This is a genomic window from Janibacter sp. LM (assembly GCF_039631275.1).
GTDB classification, from domain to species: Bacteria; Actinomycetota; Actinomycetes; order Actinomycetales; family Dermatophilaceae; genus Janibacter; species Janibacter terrae.
Window position 1 is genome coordinate 348,034 of sequence record NZ_JBDIVG010000001.1, and the last position, 16,308, is coordinate 364,341.

At 70.1% G+C, this 16,308-nt stretch carries 14 protein-coding genes; 11 read left to right on the forward strand and 3 right to left on the reverse strand.

The features are described 5' to 3' along the window. Positions 1-99 precede the first annotated feature (99 nt). Positions 100-3,702 carry a DNA polymerase III subunit alpha gene (gene dnaE / locus ABC138_RS01615; RefSeq protein WP_345912530.1) on the forward strand — a complete coding sequence of 1,201 codons (3,603 nt, stop codon included), beginning with the start codon at positions 100-102 and terminating at the stop codon, positions 3,700-3,702. Further along, positions 3,699-5,855 (forward strand): S9 family peptidase, encoded by a 2,157-nt coding sequence (locus ABC138_RS01620; protein ID WP_345912531.1) that lies wholly within the window; start codon positions 3,699-3,701, stop codon positions 5,853-5,855. Before dnaE ends, ABC138_RS01620 begins: the two co-directional genes overlap by 4 nt. Here ABC138_RS01620 and ABC138_RS01625 read toward each other — a convergent pair. Then, the gene (locus ABC138_RS01625) at positions 5,836-6,924 is read right to left on the reverse strand and encodes a DUF4185 domain-containing protein (protein ID WP_068324938.1); all 1,089 of its coding nucleotides are present in this window, start codon (positions 6,922-6,924) and stop codon (positions 5,836-5,838) included. The genes ABC138_RS01620 and ABC138_RS01625 overlap by 20 nt on opposite strands. 194 nt (positions 6,925-7,118) lie before the next feature. Between ABC138_RS01625 and ABC138_RS01630 the strand changes: the two genes are divergently transcribed. The 9 genes from ABC138_RS01630 (at position 7,119) to ABC138_RS01670 (ending at position 14,248) form a co-directional block, all read left to right on the forward strand. Next, on the forward strand, positions 7,119-7,484 hold the full coding sequence (locus ABC138_RS01630; RefSeq protein ID WP_068324937.1) for a hypothetical protein: 366 nt from the start codon (positions 7,119-7,121) through the stop codon (positions 7,482-7,484). Between the two features lie 24 nt (positions 7,485-7,508). Continuing rightward, positions 7,509-7,958, forward strand: a complete 450-nt coding sequence (locus tag ABC138_RS01635; RefSeq protein ID WP_068324936.1) for a hypothetical protein — start codon at positions 7,509-7,511, stop codon at positions 7,956-7,958. A gap of 31 nt (positions 7,959-7,989) precedes the next feature. Then, the gene (locus ABC138_RS01640; RefSeq protein ID WP_345912532.1) at positions 7,990-8,787 is read left to right on the forward strand and encodes an MOSC N-terminal beta barrel domain-containing protein; all 798 of its coding nucleotides are present in this window, start codon (positions 7,990-7,992) and stop codon (positions 8,785-8,787) included. A gap of 183 nt (positions 8,788-8,970) precedes the next feature. Further along, complete coding sequence (locus ABC138_RS01645; RefSeq protein WP_345912533.1) at positions 8,971-10,122, forward strand: ABC transporter substrate-binding protein; 1,152 nt, start codon at positions 8,971-8,973, stop codon at positions 10,120-10,122. Between the two features lie 34 nt (positions 10,123-10,156). Further along, positions 10,157-11,023 (forward strand): branched-chain amino acid ABC transporter permease, encoded by an 867-nt coding sequence (locus ABC138_RS01650; RefSeq protein ID WP_068324934.1) that lies wholly within the window; start codon positions 10,157-10,159, stop codon positions 11,021-11,023. Continuing rightward, entirely contained in the window at positions 11,020-12,027 is a 1,008-nt protein-coding gene (locus ABC138_RS01655) for a branched-chain amino acid ABC transporter permease (RefSeq protein ID WP_068324933.1), read from the forward strand. Before ABC138_RS01650 ends, ABC138_RS01655 begins: the two co-directional genes overlap by 4 nt. Continuing rightward, the gene (locus tag ABC138_RS01660) at positions 12,027-12,806 is read left to right on the forward strand and encodes an ABC transporter ATP-binding protein (RefSeq protein WP_068324932.1); all 780 of its coding nucleotides are present in this window, start codon (positions 12,027-12,029) and stop codon (positions 12,804-12,806) included. The genes ABC138_RS01655 and ABC138_RS01660 overlap by 1 nt, the downstream gene beginning before the upstream one ends. Then, positions 12,803-13,510 (forward strand): ABC transporter ATP-binding protein, encoded by a 708-nt coding sequence (locus tag ABC138_RS01665; RefSeq protein ID WP_068422100.1) that lies wholly within the window; start codon positions 12,803-12,805, stop codon positions 13,508-13,510. The genes ABC138_RS01660 and ABC138_RS01665 overlap by 4 nt, the downstream gene beginning before the upstream one ends. A 3-nt stretch (positions 13,511-13,513) precedes the next feature. Further along, entirely contained in the window at positions 13,514-14,248 is a 735-nt protein-coding gene (locus tag ABC138_RS01670; protein WP_345912534.1) for an alpha/beta hydrolase, read from the forward strand. Here the strand turns inward: ABC138_RS01670 and ABC138_RS01675 are convergent. Together ABC138_RS01675 and kynA are read right to left on the reverse strand one after the other, a co-directional pair. Then, complete coding sequence (locus ABC138_RS01675) at positions 14,238-15,461, reverse strand: aminotransferase class V-fold PLP-dependent enzyme (RefSeq protein ID WP_345912535.1); 1,224 nt, start codon at positions 15,459-15,461, stop codon at positions 14,238-14,240. The two genes, ABC138_RS01670 and ABC138_RS01675, sit on opposite strands and share 11 nt — an antisense overlap. Continuing rightward, entirely contained in the window at positions 15,458-16,300 is an 843-nt protein-coding gene (kynA, locus tag ABC138_RS01680; RefSeq protein WP_345912536.1) for a tryptophan 2,3-dioxygenase, read from the reverse strand. The genes ABC138_RS01675 and kynA overlap by 4 nt, the downstream gene beginning before the upstream one ends. Between the last annotated feature and the right edge of the window lie 8 nt (positions 16,301-16,308).

The window sequence follows — 16,308 nt, forward strand, 5'->3', positions numbered from 1 at the left end:
GGCGCGGTAGCGGGCGTCCCACCGCGACGCGCCGAGTGGCGGTGACGGAGCGACCGACGGCGTGCTCGGCTGTCGGGGGCGCGATCTAGACTCGGGTCGATGTCCGAGCTGCCGCGTCCCGAGAACTTCGTCCACCTGCACAACCACACCGAGTACTCCATGCTCGACGGTGCCGCGCGGATCAAGGACATGTTCTCGACCGCCCAGGAGATGGGCATGCCGGCGATCGCGATGACCGACCACGGCTACCTCTTCGGGGCACACGAGTTCTGGAAGACCGCGCAGTCCTACGACGTCAAGCCGATCATCGGCCTCGAGGCCTATGTCGCCCCCGGGACGCACCGCAGCGACAAGACCAGGGTGAAGTGGGGCGACGAGCGCACCCGGCCCGGCGACGATGTCTCCGGTGGTGGCGCGTACACCCACATGACGCTGCTGGCCCGCAACAACAGCGGCATGCACAACCTGTTCAAGATGGGCTCGCGGGCCTCCCTCGACTCCGTCTTCGCCAAGTGGCCGCGACTCGACCGCGAGCTGCTCTCCCAGTACGGCGAGGGGCTCGTCGCGACGACAGGCTGCCCCTCCGGCGAGATCCAGACGCGGCTGCGGCTGGGCCAGTACGACCTCGCGGTCCAGGCCGCGTCGGAGTTCCGGGACATCTTCGGCCGCGAGCACTACTTCCTCGAGCTGATGGACCACGGCAACCAGATCGAGCGCCGGGTGCGCGAGGACCTGATGCGCCTGGCCAAGGACCTGCAGCTGCCGCTCCTGGCGACCAACGACCTGCACTACGTCAAGCAGGAGGACGCGATCGCCCAGGACGCGCTCCTGTGCATCAACTCCGGGTCCAAGCTGCACGACCCCGACCGCTTCAAGTTCGACGGGGAGGGCTACTACCTCAAGTCGCCCGAGGAGATGCGTCGGCTGTGGCGCGAGCTGCCCGAGGCGTGCGACAACACCCTGCTCGTCGCGGACATGTGCGAGGTCTCCTTCGTCGAGGGCGAAGGGCGGTACATGCCGAAGTTCGACTGCCCGCCTGGGGAGTCGGAGCAGTCGTGGTTCGTCAAGGAGATCCAGACCGGCCTCGGTCGCCGCTTCCCGGACGGCATCCCGGAGTACGCGCAGAAGCAGGCCGACTACGAGATCGACGTCATCGTCGGCAAGGGCTACCCCGGGTACTTCCTCGTCGTCGCCGACTTCATCAACTGGGCCAAGCGCAACGGCATCCGCGTCGGGCCGGGCCGTGGCTCCGGTGCCGGCTCCATGTGCGCCTACGCGATGGGCATCACCGACCTCGACCCCGTGCCGCACGGCCTGATCTTCGAGCGCTTCCTCAACCCCGAGCGCAAGTCGATGCCCGACTTCGACGTGGACTTCGACGAGCGCCGGCGGGCCGAGGTCATCAAGTACGTCTCCGACAAGTACGGCGACGAGCGCGTGGCGATGATCGCCACCTACGGCACGATCAAGGCGAAGCAAGCGGTCAAGGACGCCGCCCGCGTCATGGGCCACCCCTTCAACGTCGGCGAGCAGCTGACCAAGGCGATGCCCGCCGACGTCATGGGCAAGGGCGTGCCGCTGGCGAAGATGTGGGACAAGGAGCACGACCGCTTCGGGGAGGGGCAGGAGTTCCGCCAGCTCGTCGAGTCCGAGAAGCACCTCGGTGAGGTCGTCGACCTGGCCAAGGGCCTCGAGGGTCTGAAGCGCCAGTGGGGCGTGCACGCCGCCGGCGTCATCATGTCGAGCGAGCCGCTCATCGACGTCATCCCGATCATGCGCCGCCTGCAGGACGGTCAGGTCCTCACGCAGTTCGACTACCCGACGTGCGAGACGCTCGGCCTGGTCAAGATGGACTTCCTCGGCCTGCGCAACCTGACGATCCTCGACGACGCCCTGGTCAACATCAAGGACAACCGCGACGAGGAGATCGACCTCGACGCGCTGAGCAAGGACATGACCGACAAGGCGACCTACCGCCTGCTGAGCCGTGGTGACACGCTCGGGGTCTTCCAGCTCGACGGCGGCGGCATGCGCACCCTGCTGCGCCTGATGCAGCCGGACAACTTCGAGGACATCTCCGCCGCCCTCGCGCTCTACCGCCCCGGCCCGATGGGCGTCAACGCGCACACCAACTTCGCCCTGCGCAAGAACGGCCGCCAGGAGGTCGTGCCGCTCGACCCGCAGCTGAAGGGGAAGCTCCAGCCGCAGATGGAGGAGGCGCTCGGCCCGATCCTCGGCACGACGTACGGCCTGTGCATCTACCAGGAACAAGTCATGGAGATCGCGCAGAAGCTGGCGGGCTACACGCTCGGCAACGCCGACCTCCTGCGCCGCGCCATGGGCAAGAAGAAGAAGGAGGTCCTCGACAAGGAGTACGTGCCCTTCTCCGAGGGCATGAAGGCCAACGGCTACAACGAGGCGTCGATCGCCGCGCTGTGGGGCGTGCTCGTCCCCTTCTCCGACTACGCGTTCAACAAGGCGCACACCGCCGCGTACGGCCTGGTCTCCTACTGGACCGCCTACCTCAAGGCCAACTACCCGGCCGAGTACATGGCCGCCCTGCTCACCTCGGTCGGCGACGACAAGGACAAGTCGGCGCTGTACCTCAACGAGTGCCGCCGCATGGGCATCAAGGTGCTGCCGCCCTCGGTCAACGAGTCCCAGGCCCGCTTCTCGGCCGTCGGCACCGACATCCGCTTCGGCCTCAACGCCATCCGCAACGTCGGCCGCAACGTCGTCGACGGGATCATCGCGGCCCGCGAGGAGAAGGGGGCCTTCACCTCCTTCGACGACTTCCTCGCCAAGTGCCCGGCCGTCGTGTGCAACAAGCGGACCATCGAGTCGCTCATCATGGGCGGCGCCTTCGACGACCTCGGCCACCCGCGGCAGGGGCTGGTCATGGTCCACGAGGAGTACGTCGACGCCTTCGTCGGCGTCAAGCGGCAGGAGGCCGTCGGCCAGGACTCGCTCTGGGACATGTTCGGCGGCGGCGACGAGGAGGCCGACGTGGCCGGCGCCGGCATCGAGGGCATGGGCCTGCGGCCGATCCCGCAGGTGGAGTGGGACAAGCGGGCCAAGCTCGCCAACGAGCGCGAGATGCTCGGCCTCTACGTCTCCGACCACCCCCTCTTCGGCGTCGAGCACGTGCTGCAGCGCGCCGCCGACACCTCGATCGCGACCCTCACGCAGCCCGACTCCGGGGTGAAGGAGAACAGCAATGTCACCGTTGCGGGGTTGGTCACCGGGCTGAGCGTCAAGCGCACCAAGAAGGGCGATCTCTGGGCGATCGCGACCGTGGAGGACCTCGAGGGGGCCATCGAGTGCCTCTTCTTCCCCAAGACCTACCTCACGGTCCAGACGATGCTCACCCAGGACATCGTCGCGGTCGTCCGCGGGCGGGTGAACGCCCGCGACGACACGGTCTCGATCTACGCCGAGGACCTGACGATCCCGGAGCTCACCGACGGTCCCCGCGGACCGGTCGTCCTCACGCTCGACTACGCGCGGGCGACCACCGGCCGCATCGAGGAGGTCAAGCAGGTGCTCTCCCAGCACCCGGGCAGCACCGACGTGCAGATCAAGCTCGTCCAGCCCGGACGATCCGTGACGATGTCGGTCGACCCGTCCTACCGGGTCGAGCCGACCGAGGCGCTCATCGGTGACCTCAAGGTGATCCTCGGCGCCCGGGCGGTGTCGGCATGAGCGAGCACGCGAAGGGGGAGGCCCCCACCCCTCCCGTGGCGGCGCAGAAGCCGTGGACCCGCACCCACCACGGCGAGGACGTCGCCGACCCCTACGAGTGGCTCCGTGACGGCGAGGACCCCGAGGTCCTCGCCCACCTCGAGGCGGAGAACGCTTACGCCGAGGCCACGACGGCGCACCTGGCCCCCCTTCGCCAGCGCCTGTTCGACGAGATCAGGAGCCGCACGCTCGAGACCGACCTGAGCGTCCCCGTCGCCTCCGGCGACTGGTGGTACTACGCGCGGACCGTCGAGGGCAGCCAGTACGCGATCCAGTGCCGCGCGCCGCTCACCGACCGCACGACCGTGCCCGAGCTCGACCCGTCGCAGCCGCTGCCGGGCGAGGTCGTGCTGCTCGACGGCAACGCGCTCGCGCAGGGCCACGAGTTCTTCTCGCTGGGTGCCTTCGAGGTGAGCACCGACCACAGCCGCATGGCGTACGCCGTCGACGTGACCGGTGACGAGCGCTTCGACGTCACGGTGCTCGACATCGCCACCGGGGAGGTCCTCGACGAGGCGGTCACCGGGGCGGGGTACGGGCTGGCCTTCTCCCGGGACGCCCGGCACCTCTTCCACGTCGCCGTCGACGACGCGTGGCGGCCGCACGAGGTGTGGCGGCACGAGATCGGCACCGCCCGGGACGCCGACGCGCTGGTGCACCGCGAGGACGACGAGCGCTTCTGGATGGGCATCGGCACCAGTCGCGACGAGCGCTGGGTGGTCATCGGCCTCGGCAGCAAGACGACCTCCGAGGTCCACCTCGTCGACGCCGACGACCCGACCGCTGCGCCGCGGTGCGTCGCGCCCCGACGGGAGGGCGTGGAGTACGACGTCGAGCCCGCCGCCGACCACCTGCTCATCGTGCACAACGAGCGCCAGCCCGAGGGCGACCTCGCGTGGGCACCGCTGGAGGCCACGAGCGCCGAGCAGTGGCAGCCGCTCCTGGAGCGCGCCGAGGGCGAACGCTTCGTCGGGGTCGACGCCTTCGACGACTTCGCGGTCCTGTCGCTGCGTGCCGACGGGCTGCCGGCGCTGCGGCTCCTGCCGCGACGGGCGAGGTCCACCCCCTTCGTCGGCTCGGACTACGGACCACCGACGGAGGTGGCCTTCGACGACGCGCTGCACTCGGTCCACCTCGGCCCGGTCGCCGACACCGACACCGACCGCATCCGGGTCGTCCACGAGTCCTGGGTCTCGCCGCGGTCGGTGCTCGACCTCGTCGTCGCGACGGGGGAGCGGACGGTCCTCAAGCGCCAGCCGGTGCTCGGGGTCGACCTCGCGGACTACGAGCAGCAGCGCACCTGGGCGACCGCGCCCGACGGCACCCGCGTGCCGGTCTCGCTCGTCATGCGCCGCGGGACGGTTGCCGACGGCACCAACCCGGGCCTGCTGTACGGCTACGGCAGCTACGAGATCAGCATGGACCCGTACTTCTCCATCGCCCGGCTGTCGCTGCTCGACCGCGGGGTGGTCTGGGCCGTCGCCCACGTGCGCGGCGGCGGCGAGCTCGGGCGGCACTGGTACGACGACGGCAAGATGCTCGCCAAGCGGCAGACCTTCACCGACTTCGTCGCGGTCGCCGAGCATCTCCACGAGACCGGCTGGGTCGCCCGGGACCGCCTGGCGATCGAAGGGGGGTCCGCCGGCGGTCTCCTCGTCGGCGCCGCGGTCAACCTGGCGCCCGACCGCTTCGCCGCGGTCCTGGCGGCCGTCCCCTTCGTCGACGCGCTGACGACGATCCTGCGGCCGGACCTGCCGCTCACCGTCGGCGAGTGGGAGGAGTGGGGCAACCCGCTCGAGGACCCCGAGGTCTACCGCTACATGCGCGGCTACAGCCCCTACGAGAACCTCGCGGACGTGGAGTACCCCGCCGTCCTCGCGACGACCTCGCTTCACGACACGCGCGTCTACTTCACCGAGCCGGCGAAGTGGGTGGCGCGGCTCCGCGAGGTGACCCGGCACTCGCCCGAGCGCCCGGTGCTGCTGCGCACCGAGATGAGCGCCGGGCACGGCGGACGCTCCGGTCGCTACGACGCGTGGGAGCAGACCGCGTGGGAGTGGGCGTGGGTCCTCGACCGGATCGGCGCCACCGAGCTCACCCCAGGTCGAGGGTGATGAACTTCGGCCGGTAGAGCGTCGGGTCGCGGGTCAGCTCACCGAAGTCGAAGGTGTTGACGTTGTACGAGATGAGCAGCTGCTCGTCGTCGGACAGCGTCGGGTGGCCGTGCGCGTTGTACGTGAAGTGCTGCCCGCGTCCCGACTCGGGGGTCTCGTAGATCCGCTGCGGGTCCGCCCACGGGCCCTGCGGCGAGCACGCCGTCCACGCGTTGATCCCGGGGCTGAAGGGCTGCGAGGTGTCCGAGGAGATCATCAGGTAGCCGTCGCGGTAGGGCGTGACGCTCAGCTCGTTGGCCACGCCGTCGGTGAGCCGCGCGCTCCGCGTCGGGTCGCTCGTCCACCCGTCGGCGCCCCGGTACTCCCAGCGGGTGCGGTCGGTGAGGTTGCCGGCGGGCACGCGCGCCAGGTGCAGGTGCTTGGTCTGCTCGAGGTCCTCGATGCCGTAGACGTAGGTGTACGTCGGTGTTGGCATCACCCCGGCGCCCCAGGCGACGTGGTCGGTGCCGGAGCTGCCGGGGTCGATGATCTCCTCCACCTCGAGGCCCGGCAGCGAGACCCGCGCCATGGCGTTGCGGTCCCACGCGAAGCCCTGCTCGCCGACCCGGCGGGTCAGGGAGAGGAAGACGACGAGCTCCTCGCCCTGCACGAGCGCGTCCTGCACCCAGTAGTAGGTGTCCTCGCTCGGGTCGGGGAAGAAGGACTCGGGCCCCTCGGACGTGTGCGTGCTCAGGCGCCCGGAGTCGTCCTCGGCCACGAGCGCGTTGTGGACCATCGCCATGCCCGGTCGCGGTGTGCCCCCGGCGGTGACCTCACCGATGAAGGAGTCGGAGAACAGCCACAGCGTGCGACCGTCGGGCAGCCCCACGGAGTACGTCGAGTCGCCACCGACCCACCCGGGTCCGGTGAGCTCGAAGCGCCGGTCGTCCTCGCGTGACGGCGTCGCCCAGTCGAACTCCGCCGTCACCGCGTCGCAGCCCGCCCCGGGTGCCTCGTCCGTGCAGGCCGCGAGCATCCCCCCGCCGAGCGCGAGCGCGACGAGGCCCGCGGTGACACCGGTGCGGCGCATGCGGGCTCCTCGGACGAAGGGGGTCGCCCCCATTGTGACCGACGGGTCACCTCGGGTAGGTGGCTGCGGCGCGTCCCCGATGTCACGACTGCGCAATGACAGGTGTCATGGGGAGACATCTCGCAGCCCGGGGAGCATCATGGGGGTGAGGGCCCGGCCGCCCGACCGTGCCCACCGAGACCAGGAGGTGCCCGATGGGCGCAGCAGTCGAGATCAGCACCGGTGACATCGCGCCGGAGCACCTGGCAGGCAAGCACGTGATGCTCGGGTCCACCGAGCTCGGGGTCCTCGGGGGGTCCGAGTCGTCGGTCCGCTACGACATCCCGTCGGGCAAGCACGTGCTCTACCTCAAGGACGGGCTGACGACCTCGGGTGCGGTGGCCTTCCGAGTCCAGGCGGGGCACTGCGCGCAGATCGTCGTCAAGGACACCGAGGCGGGGATCTTCAGCGCCTTCTTCGGCGGCTGGTTCGCCCTGCAGCGCGCGGGCGATCATCGCCTCGAGCCCGGGGTGCCCGGCGCCGAGGAGATCTCCGAGGACGAGGTGCCCGTCGGGGCATGAGACCCGTGGGGGAGCATGTCCCCCATGAGCACCGACGACGCCGCCCGGCTGGCCCGCGGCGAAGAGCTGGAGTACCGGGCCGCGCGCGTGGGCATGGTCTTCGTCCTGATGTTCTGCCTCGGCTTCACCGTCATCGGCCTGTGCCTTCTCGGCGGCGAGGGACTGCTGCGGATGCTCGGGGTGGCGCTCATCGTCTTCTTCGGTGCCGTCGGCATCCCCGTCGCGGTGTGGAGGCTCGCGCGTCCCGGCGTCCACGTGCGCGTCTCGGCCGCCGAGGGCGTGTGGATCCGCGAGCTCGGCGCGTGGATCCCGTGGTCGCACATCGTCTCGGTCGGTCGCGGACGGGTGGCGGCACGTCCCGTCGTCGAGCTGCACCTGCGGGACGGTCGGACGGTGGAGATCCCGCAGACGATCAGCGCCTCCCCGCTCGACGTCCACCCGGTCCTCGCCGCCGAGCACGCCCGCCAGTCCTGACGGCGCCGGCCTGCTCATTACGATCGGGAGCATGCGCGTCACCCAGCTGCGGATCTACCCGGTCAAGTCCCTCGGGGGCACCGACGTCGACTCGGCAGAGGTCGAGCCGTGGGGCCTGGCCGGGGACCGACGATGGGCGCTCGTCGACCCGGCGGGGGAAAAGGTCACCGCCCGCGAGGAGCACGCCCTGCTGCGCCTGTGGGCCGAGCAGGTCGACGAGGAGACCATCCGCATCCACGACGAAGGGGAGAGCATCCTCGTCGACGTCCCGCTCGGTCTCCCACCGGTCCCGGTGAGCCACTCCCGTCAGGGATTCGCCCCGCCCGCGGACCAGGACGTCAGCGAGTGGATCAGCGACCGGGTGGGTCGCCCGCTGCGCCTCGTGTGGCAGGAGGACCCGCGGGTCCGGCGGATGTCCGGCGCGCACGGGGGCCTCGAGGGCGACACCCTCTCGCTCGCGGACGCCGGGCCGCTGCTGCTCACCTCCGAGGTCTCGCTCGCCCGGCTGCAGGAGTGGGTGGGCGCGGACGAGGAGCCGCTCAGCATGCTGCGCTTCCGCCCCAACGTCGTCATCGACGGCGAGGAGGCCTTCGTCGAGGACGCGTGGCCGACGGTGCGCATCGGTGACGTCCGGTACCGGACGGCCGAGGTGTGCGACCGCTGCGTCATGACGACGATCGACCCGGTCACGCTGGCCACGGGCCCGGAGCCGATCCGCACGCTCTCGCAGTACCGCAGGTGGGAGGGCAAGACGTGGTTCGGCACGCGTCTGGTCCCGCTCGGCGCGGGCGGGCTGCGGCTGGGCGACGAGGTCGTCCCCGGACCCTGAGGGGCCCTGCGACACGCGGGTCGCACGCCAGCCGTTGACAACTGTGAGGAGCACCACTACGTTCGCAAACTGAATCTGAACACAGATTCATTTCAGAGGTTCTCAACGAGGAGATTCCCGATGGCGCTTGTTCCTTCGTCCCGAGTCCGCCGTTCGTTCGCCCTGGCCGCGAGCGGAAGCCTGGTGCTCGCTCTCGCTGCCTGTGGCGGGGAGGGGAGCGACGGAGGGGCCGGTTCGGGTGGCGACACCCTCGTCATCGGCTACTCCGCCGGGATCAGCGGTGGCGCCGCCGAGTACGGCCGCAACGTGCAGAACGGCCTCCAGATGGCGATCGACGACCTCAACGAGGAGGGCGTCGAGATCGACGGCAAGCAGTACACGCTGAAGCTCGAGAGCCTCGACGACCAGTACCAGCCGAGCACCACCGGGACCAACGCCCAGCGCCTCGTGCAGAAGGAGGGCGCCAAGATCGTCTTCGTCCCGCACGCTGGTGGCATCAAGGCGGCCCAGGAGCTCAACACCTCGCGCGACAAGTTCCTCATCGGCGCCTACAGCTCCGACCCGGACATCCTCTCCAGCGGCAACGAGCTCACCGTGATGATCCCGCCGTCCTTCACCAGCTACATCGACCCCTTCATCGACAAGGTCGACACCAAGGGCAAGGGCAAGCTCGGCCTCCTCACGACCTCGAGCGAGTTCGGCCAGGAGTGGACCAAGGCGGCGACCAAGAGCTGGCAGGACGCCGGCGGCCAGGTGCTCTCCAACAACAACATCGACTACGGCACCGTCTCCGACTTCGCAGGACCCGTGTCCAAGACGCTCGCCGGCAAGCCCGACGTCATCCTCGTCGGCGGCCCCTCGCAGCCGACCGCGCTGATCATCGAGGAGGCCCGCAAGCAGGGCTACGACGGTGCCTTCATGATCATCGACCAGGCGAAGTTCGAGGAGATGGAGGAGTTCACCGAGCCGGAGAACCTCGACAACTCCGTGGGCATCGCCCCCGTCAAGGAGTTCGAGGGGACCGAGGACTTCATCTCCCGGTACCAGGAGAAGTTCTCCTCCGACAAGCCGGTCAACGCCGACATCGCGCTCAACTACCAGTCGCTCCCCGTCTTCGTCGAGGCGATGAAGAAGGCCGGCAGCACCGACGACCCGGAGGCCATCCGCGAGGCCATGCCCGAGGCCGTCGGCGAGGTCGACGACAAGTTCAAGGTCGCCTTCGCGCCCGACAGCATCACCGACAAGGGCCACTTCGTCTCCGACGGGCTCAAGGCGGCCTACCGCAACGACAAGGGCGAGTACGAGACCTTCGAGATCGAGCAGCCGAAGGAATGAGCCCGGTGACCAGCGACCCCCACGGAGGTGACGGATGACCCTGTTCATCCAGCAGCTCATCAACGGTCTGGCGCTCGGCGGCATCTACTGCCTGGCCGCCATCGGCCTGACCCTCGTCTTCGGCGTGCTCGGGTTCCCCAACCTCGCCCACGGCGCGCTCTTCATGGTCGGCGGGTACCTGACCTACACCCTGCTCGTCGACGTGGGGCTGCCCTACGTCGTTGCCATCGTGCTGGCGGCGGTGCTGCTGGCGGCCATCGGTGTCGTCTTCGAGCGGCTGATCTTCCACCCGCTGCGCAACGCGCCGCACACCCACCACATGATCGCGACGGTGGGCGTGATGTTCTTCCTGACGTCCGTCGTCCAAGAGGTCTGGGGGACCGGGTTCCTGCGGATGGAGTCCCCCTTCGACGGGCGGCTGACCGTGGCCGGCGCGCAGATCTCCTGGCAGCGGATCATCATCATCGTCACCGCGATGGTCGTCCTGATCGCCCTGACCTTCTTCCTCAAGAGGTCCGTGCACGGTCAGGCGATCGAGGCGATCGAGCAGGACCGGACCGGTGCCGCTCTGGTGGGCATCAACCCCAACGTCGTCTCGATGCTGACCTTCGCCGTCTCGTTCGCCCTCGTGGCGATCTCGGCGGGGCTCGTCGCCCCGATCCAGCTGCTGTCGCCCGGGATGGGGGAGTCCCTGAGCCTCATCGTCTTCGCGATCATCATCCTCGGCGGGCTCGGCTCCCTCCCCGGAGCCATCATCGGTGGGTTCGTCATCGCGATGGCAGAGGTCATGGCCTCGACCTACATCTCCGTCGGCGCCGGGCAGGCGGCGGTCTTCGTCGTCCTGATGGCCGTGCTCGCGATCAAGCCGACCGGGCTCTTCGGGATGGTGGAGCAGCGATGACCACGATGCTCAAGCCACGGCTCCTCGGCGTCGCCGTCGTCCTCATCGCCTTCCTCGTGGCGCCGTTCCTCGTCGAGGGCCAGCCCTACCTGCTGCGCATCGTCACCACGGCGGCGGTCTACGCGATCGCGGCCTACGGGATGAACATCATCCTCGGCCTGACCGGGCAGCTGTCCCTGGCCCACGGTGCCTTCTTCGGTGTCGGTGCCTACGTCGTGGGACTGGCCACGACCGACCACGACTGGTCCTTCTGGACCGCGTTCCTGGTCGCCGTCCTCGTCACCACGGTGCTCGGCTACGCCTCGGGGCTGATCGCCCTGCGGACCCAGGGGGCCTACTTCGCCATCTTCACGATGGCGCTCGGGTTCCTGATCTACATCATCATCATCCGGTGGGAGTCGGTGACGCACGCGCACTCGGGTGTCAGCGGGATCAAGCTGCCCGAGGGCATCGGTCCGATCGACTTCGAGGACCCGGTGGCCCTCTACTACCTCGTGCTGCTCTTCCTCGCCGGAGCGGCGTACACGACGCACGCGATCCTCGGCTCCAACGCGGGACGCTCGCTCGTGGCCATCCGCACCTCTGAGGACCTGGCGAAGTCCATCGGGGTCAACGTCGGCGTGAGCAAGCAGCTGGCCTACACCGCCTCGGCGGGCACGGCCGGTCTGGCGGGCGGGCTCTTCGCCACGCTCAACGGCTTCATCGGCGCCGACTCCGCGTCGATCGACCTGACCTTCCAGTTCCTCCTCTTCCTGCTCATCGGCGGGATGGGGACGGTCATGGGACCGATCGTCGGCAGCGTCCTCGTGGCCTTCCTCTTCGAGATGCTGCAGGATCTCGAGGCCTACCGCTTCATCGTGCTCGGCCCGATCATCGTCCTGCTCGTCATCTTCGCCCCGCGTGGGATCGTCGGGTACCTCAACGAGTTCATCGCGGGACGACGGCGCAGGTCCTCCCCACCCGAGGCCGCCGTCGCCTCGACCACGACGGAGAGGGGACTGTGATGTTGCTCGAGGTACGTGGGCTCGGCAAGGCCTTTGGTGGCCTGGACGCGGTCAAGGACGTCGACTTCGACGTCCCGGAGGGCTGCGTCACGGCGATCATCGGACCCAACGGCGCCGGCAAGTCGACCTTGTTCAACCTGCTCGCGGGGTTCTACCGGCCGACCTCCGGCACCGTGACCTTCCGGGGCAAGGACATCACCGGCATGCACCCGCACCAGACGGTGCGGGAGGGCATCGCCCGGACCTTCCAGACGACGCACCTCTTCGAGGGTGCCACCGTCCTGGACAACGTGCGGGCCGCCAGCGTCGTGCGCTCGACGTCCAACGCGCTCGACGCGGTGCTGCACACGCCGCGGCACCGGCGGGACGAGCGGCGCAGCCTCGCGAGGTCGATGAGCGAGCTCGAGTTCGTCGGCGCGGCGCACCTGAGGGATGAGATCGCCTCCACGCTCCCGCAGGAGGCGCAGAAGCGGATCTCGATCGCCCAGGCGCTCGCCACCGAGCCGGTCCTGCTGCTCCTCGACGAGCCCGCCGCCGGGACCACCGACGAGGAGACGGAGTCCTTCGGGATGCTCATCCGGCAGATCGTCGCCCGCGGGATCACCGTCTGCCTCGTCGAGCACAAGATGTCGATGGTGATGAACTTGGCCGACCAGATCGTCGTCCTGGACCACGGTCAACGCATCGCCATGGGCACCCCGGAGGAGATCAGGAACGATCCGCTCGTCATCGAGGCCTACCTCGGTGCCGACGCGGGCGCGGCAGGAGCAGCATCATGATGAGCATCACCGGCCTGAGCGCCGGGTACGGCGCGGGCAACGTCCTGCACTCGGTCGACATCACGGCACCGGCGGGTGAGCTGACGGTCATCCTGGGCGCCAACGGGTCAGGGAAGTCGACGCTCTTCCGCACGGTGAGCGGCATCCTGCGGCCGACCAGCGGACGCGTGGAGTTCGACGGCGAGGAGACCACCCGGGCCCGACCGGCGACGATCGTGCGCAGGGGGCTCGCGCACTGCCCCGAGGGGCGGCACCTCTTCCCACGGATGTCGGTGGAGAAGAACCTGACGCTCGGTGCCTACGTCGGTCGTCGGGACAGGAAGCGCGTGCGTGAGCTCCTCGAGCGCACCTACGAGCTCTTCCCCGTCCTGCGCGACAAGAGCCACCAGAACGCGGGCTCCCTCTCGGGCGGGCAGCAGCAGATGGTGGCCATCGGTCGTGCGCTGATGTCGGACCCGAAGATGCTCATCCTCGACGAGCCGTCGATGGGGCTGGCACCGCTCATCACGCAGCAGGTCTTCGACGCCATCGTCGGGATCAACCGGGAGGGCATCGGTGTCCTGCTCGCAGAGCAGAACGCGCGATCCGCGCTGAGGATCGCGACCACCGGGTACGTCCTCGCGGAGGGCAGGGTGGTCCTCTCCGGTCCCGCCGCCGACCTGGCTGACGACCCTGCGGTGCAGCAGGCCTACCTCGGGGTCTGACCGGTGAGCACCGAGGACGAGACCCTGCGCCGCCTCCAGAGTGACGGAGGCGGCGCAGGCCGCGCCGCCACGGCGTACGGGCCAGGGCCCGACCAGCTCGTCGAGGTCCTCGCACCGGCTACCGCCGACCCGGCCCCGCGCACCCTCGTCGTCGTCCACGGGGGCTACTTCCGCCCCGGAGTGGACCGGGCGCACGCCCGACCCATGGCCGCGGCACTGGCGAGCGCCGGGTGGCGCGTCGCCCTGGCCGAGTACCGTCGGGTGCCCGGCGACCCCGAGGCCACGACGACCGACCTCGCTGCCCTCGACGCCCACCTGCGCGGCGCGGGTCACGACGTCGCCGCGTGGGTCGGCCACAGTGCCGGCGGGGCGCTCGTCATGTGGCGGGTGCTGCAGCCGCACCTGCCCCCGACGCGCGCTGTCGCCCTGGCTCCCGTCGCCGACCTCGACGCCGCCGTCTCGGAGCACCTGGGCAGCGACGCCGTCCTCGACTGGGTCGGCGCGTCGCCCGACGAGGCCCCGGCACTGTACGCGCGTCTCGACCCCACGCGGCTGCGCATCGCCGATCCCGTCGCGGCGCAGCGGATCCGCGTCCTCCACGGCGATGCGGACGGGACCGTCCCCCTTCGTCAGTCGCAGGGGTGGGAGCGCACGGTGCTGCCAGGGGCCGACCACTTCGACCCGGTCGACCCGACCTCGCCGCACTGGCCGGCGGTGCTCGACGCCGTCAGCGGCTGAGCGCCTCGCCGATCCGCAGCAGCGCCTCGGCGACCTCGCCGTACGACGTGCTGAGCGGTGAGAGCCCGAGCCGGATCCCGTCGGGCTCGCGGAAGTCCGGCACGACGTCGGCCGCCCACAGCTCGCGGTAGACCTCGCGGAACCGCGGGTGGCCGATCGTCACGTGCCCGCCGCGGTCGGCGTCCTCCCGCGGCGAGACGACCCGCACCCCGTGCTCGGCGAGGGTGTCGTCGAGGGCGTCGATGACGAAGCGTCCGAGACGGGTCGCCTTGTCCCGCACCGCATCCAGCCCCACCGACGCGATGAGGTCGACCGTGTCCTCGATCCCGACCATCCCGAGCACCGGCGGGGTGCCGGAGATGAACCCGCGCATCCCCGCCCCGGCCTCGTAGCCCGGCCCCATGACGAAGGGCTCGGCGTGCCCCATCCACCCCTGGATCGGCTGCCGCAGCGTGCGCTGGTGCCGGGCCGCGACGTAGCCGAAGGCCGGGGCGCCGGGCCCGCCGCCGAGGAACTTGTAGGTGCACCCCACGGCGAGGTCGACGCCCTGCGCGTCGAGGTCGCACGGCAGCACGCCGACGGAGTGGCAGAGGTCCCACAGGACCAGGGCGCCCGCGTCGTGCGCGAGGGCGGTGATCGCCGGCAGGTCGGCGACCCAGGCCGACTTGTACGCGACGTGCGAGAGCAGGACGACGTCGGTGCGCTCGGTGAGCGCGCCGGCCACGAGGTCGGGGGTGACCCCCTTCGCCGGGTCCGGCTCGAGCCACACGAGACGTGCCCCGGTCTCGGCCGCGATGCCTTGCGCCACATAGCGATCGGTGGGGAAGTTCTCCGAGTCGAGCACGATCTCCGGTCGGTCGGGGCCGGCAGCGGCGACGGCCGCGCGCAGGAGCTTGTAGAGCATGACGGTCGTGGAGTCACCGACGACGGTCTGGCCGGGTGCGGCGCCGAGGCAGACCTCGCCGATGCGGTCGCCGAGCCGCAGCGGCAGCTCCATCCACCGCTCGTCCCAGGAGCGGATGAGTCGGTCGGCCCACTCGTGCTCGACGAGGTGCGTGATCCGCTCCGCGGTGGCCCTCAGCGGCCGACCGAGCGAGTTGCCGTCGAGGTAGGCGACGAGGCCCGCGGACGGCAGGTACAGGTCACGGCAGTGCCGAAGGGGGTCGGCCGCGTCGAGCGCGGCGGCCCGGTCGCGCAGCGCGCTCGCGCTCACGAACCGATCTCCGTGCGCACCGCGAAGAGCTCGGGGAAGAAGGTCAGCTCGAGCGCCCGCTGCAGGAAGCCCACGCCGGAGGAGCCTCCGGTGCCGGTCTTCATGCCGATGGTGCGCTGCACGGTCTTGAGGTGCCGGAAGCGCCACAGCTGGAAGTTGTCCTCGAGGTCGACGAGCTCCTCGCAGGCCTCGTAGACGTCCCAGTGGGCCTCGGCGTGCGAGTAGATCTCGGTGAAGACGGCGCTGAGCTCGGGGTCGATCTCGTGGGCGCGCGTGACGTCGCGCGTCAGCACGCGCTCGGGGATCGGGTAGCCGCGGCGGGCGAGGTACCTGAGGAACTCGTCGTAGAGGCTCGGGGCCTCGAGGAGCTCGGTCAGCGCGGCGTGCGCCGCGGGGTCGGCCTCGTGGACCTGGAGCATGCCGGGGTGCTTGTTGCCGAGCGCGAACTCGACGCCCCGGTACTGCCACGACTGGAAGCCCGACGCGTGGCCGAGGTAGGGCCGGAACTCCTGGTACTCCGTCGGCGTGAGCGTCGCGAGCACGGACCACTGGTCGGTGAGCGTGCGCTGGATGTGCTTGACCCGGGCGATGCGCTTGAGGGCGATGCGCATCTCGTCGGCGGCGAGCAGCGCCATCGCCGAGCGGGTCTCGTGCAGCACGAGCTTGAGCCACAGCTCCGAGGTCTGGTGCTGGATGATGAAGAGCATCTCGTCGTGGTGCTCGCTCAGCGGCCGCTGGGCGTCCAGCAACGTCTCGAGCGCCAGGTAGGACCCGTAGGACATCTCCTCCCGGAAGTCGCGGTGGACGCCGTCCTCGATGTCTCGTGTGTTGCCGCTCACCCGACCCA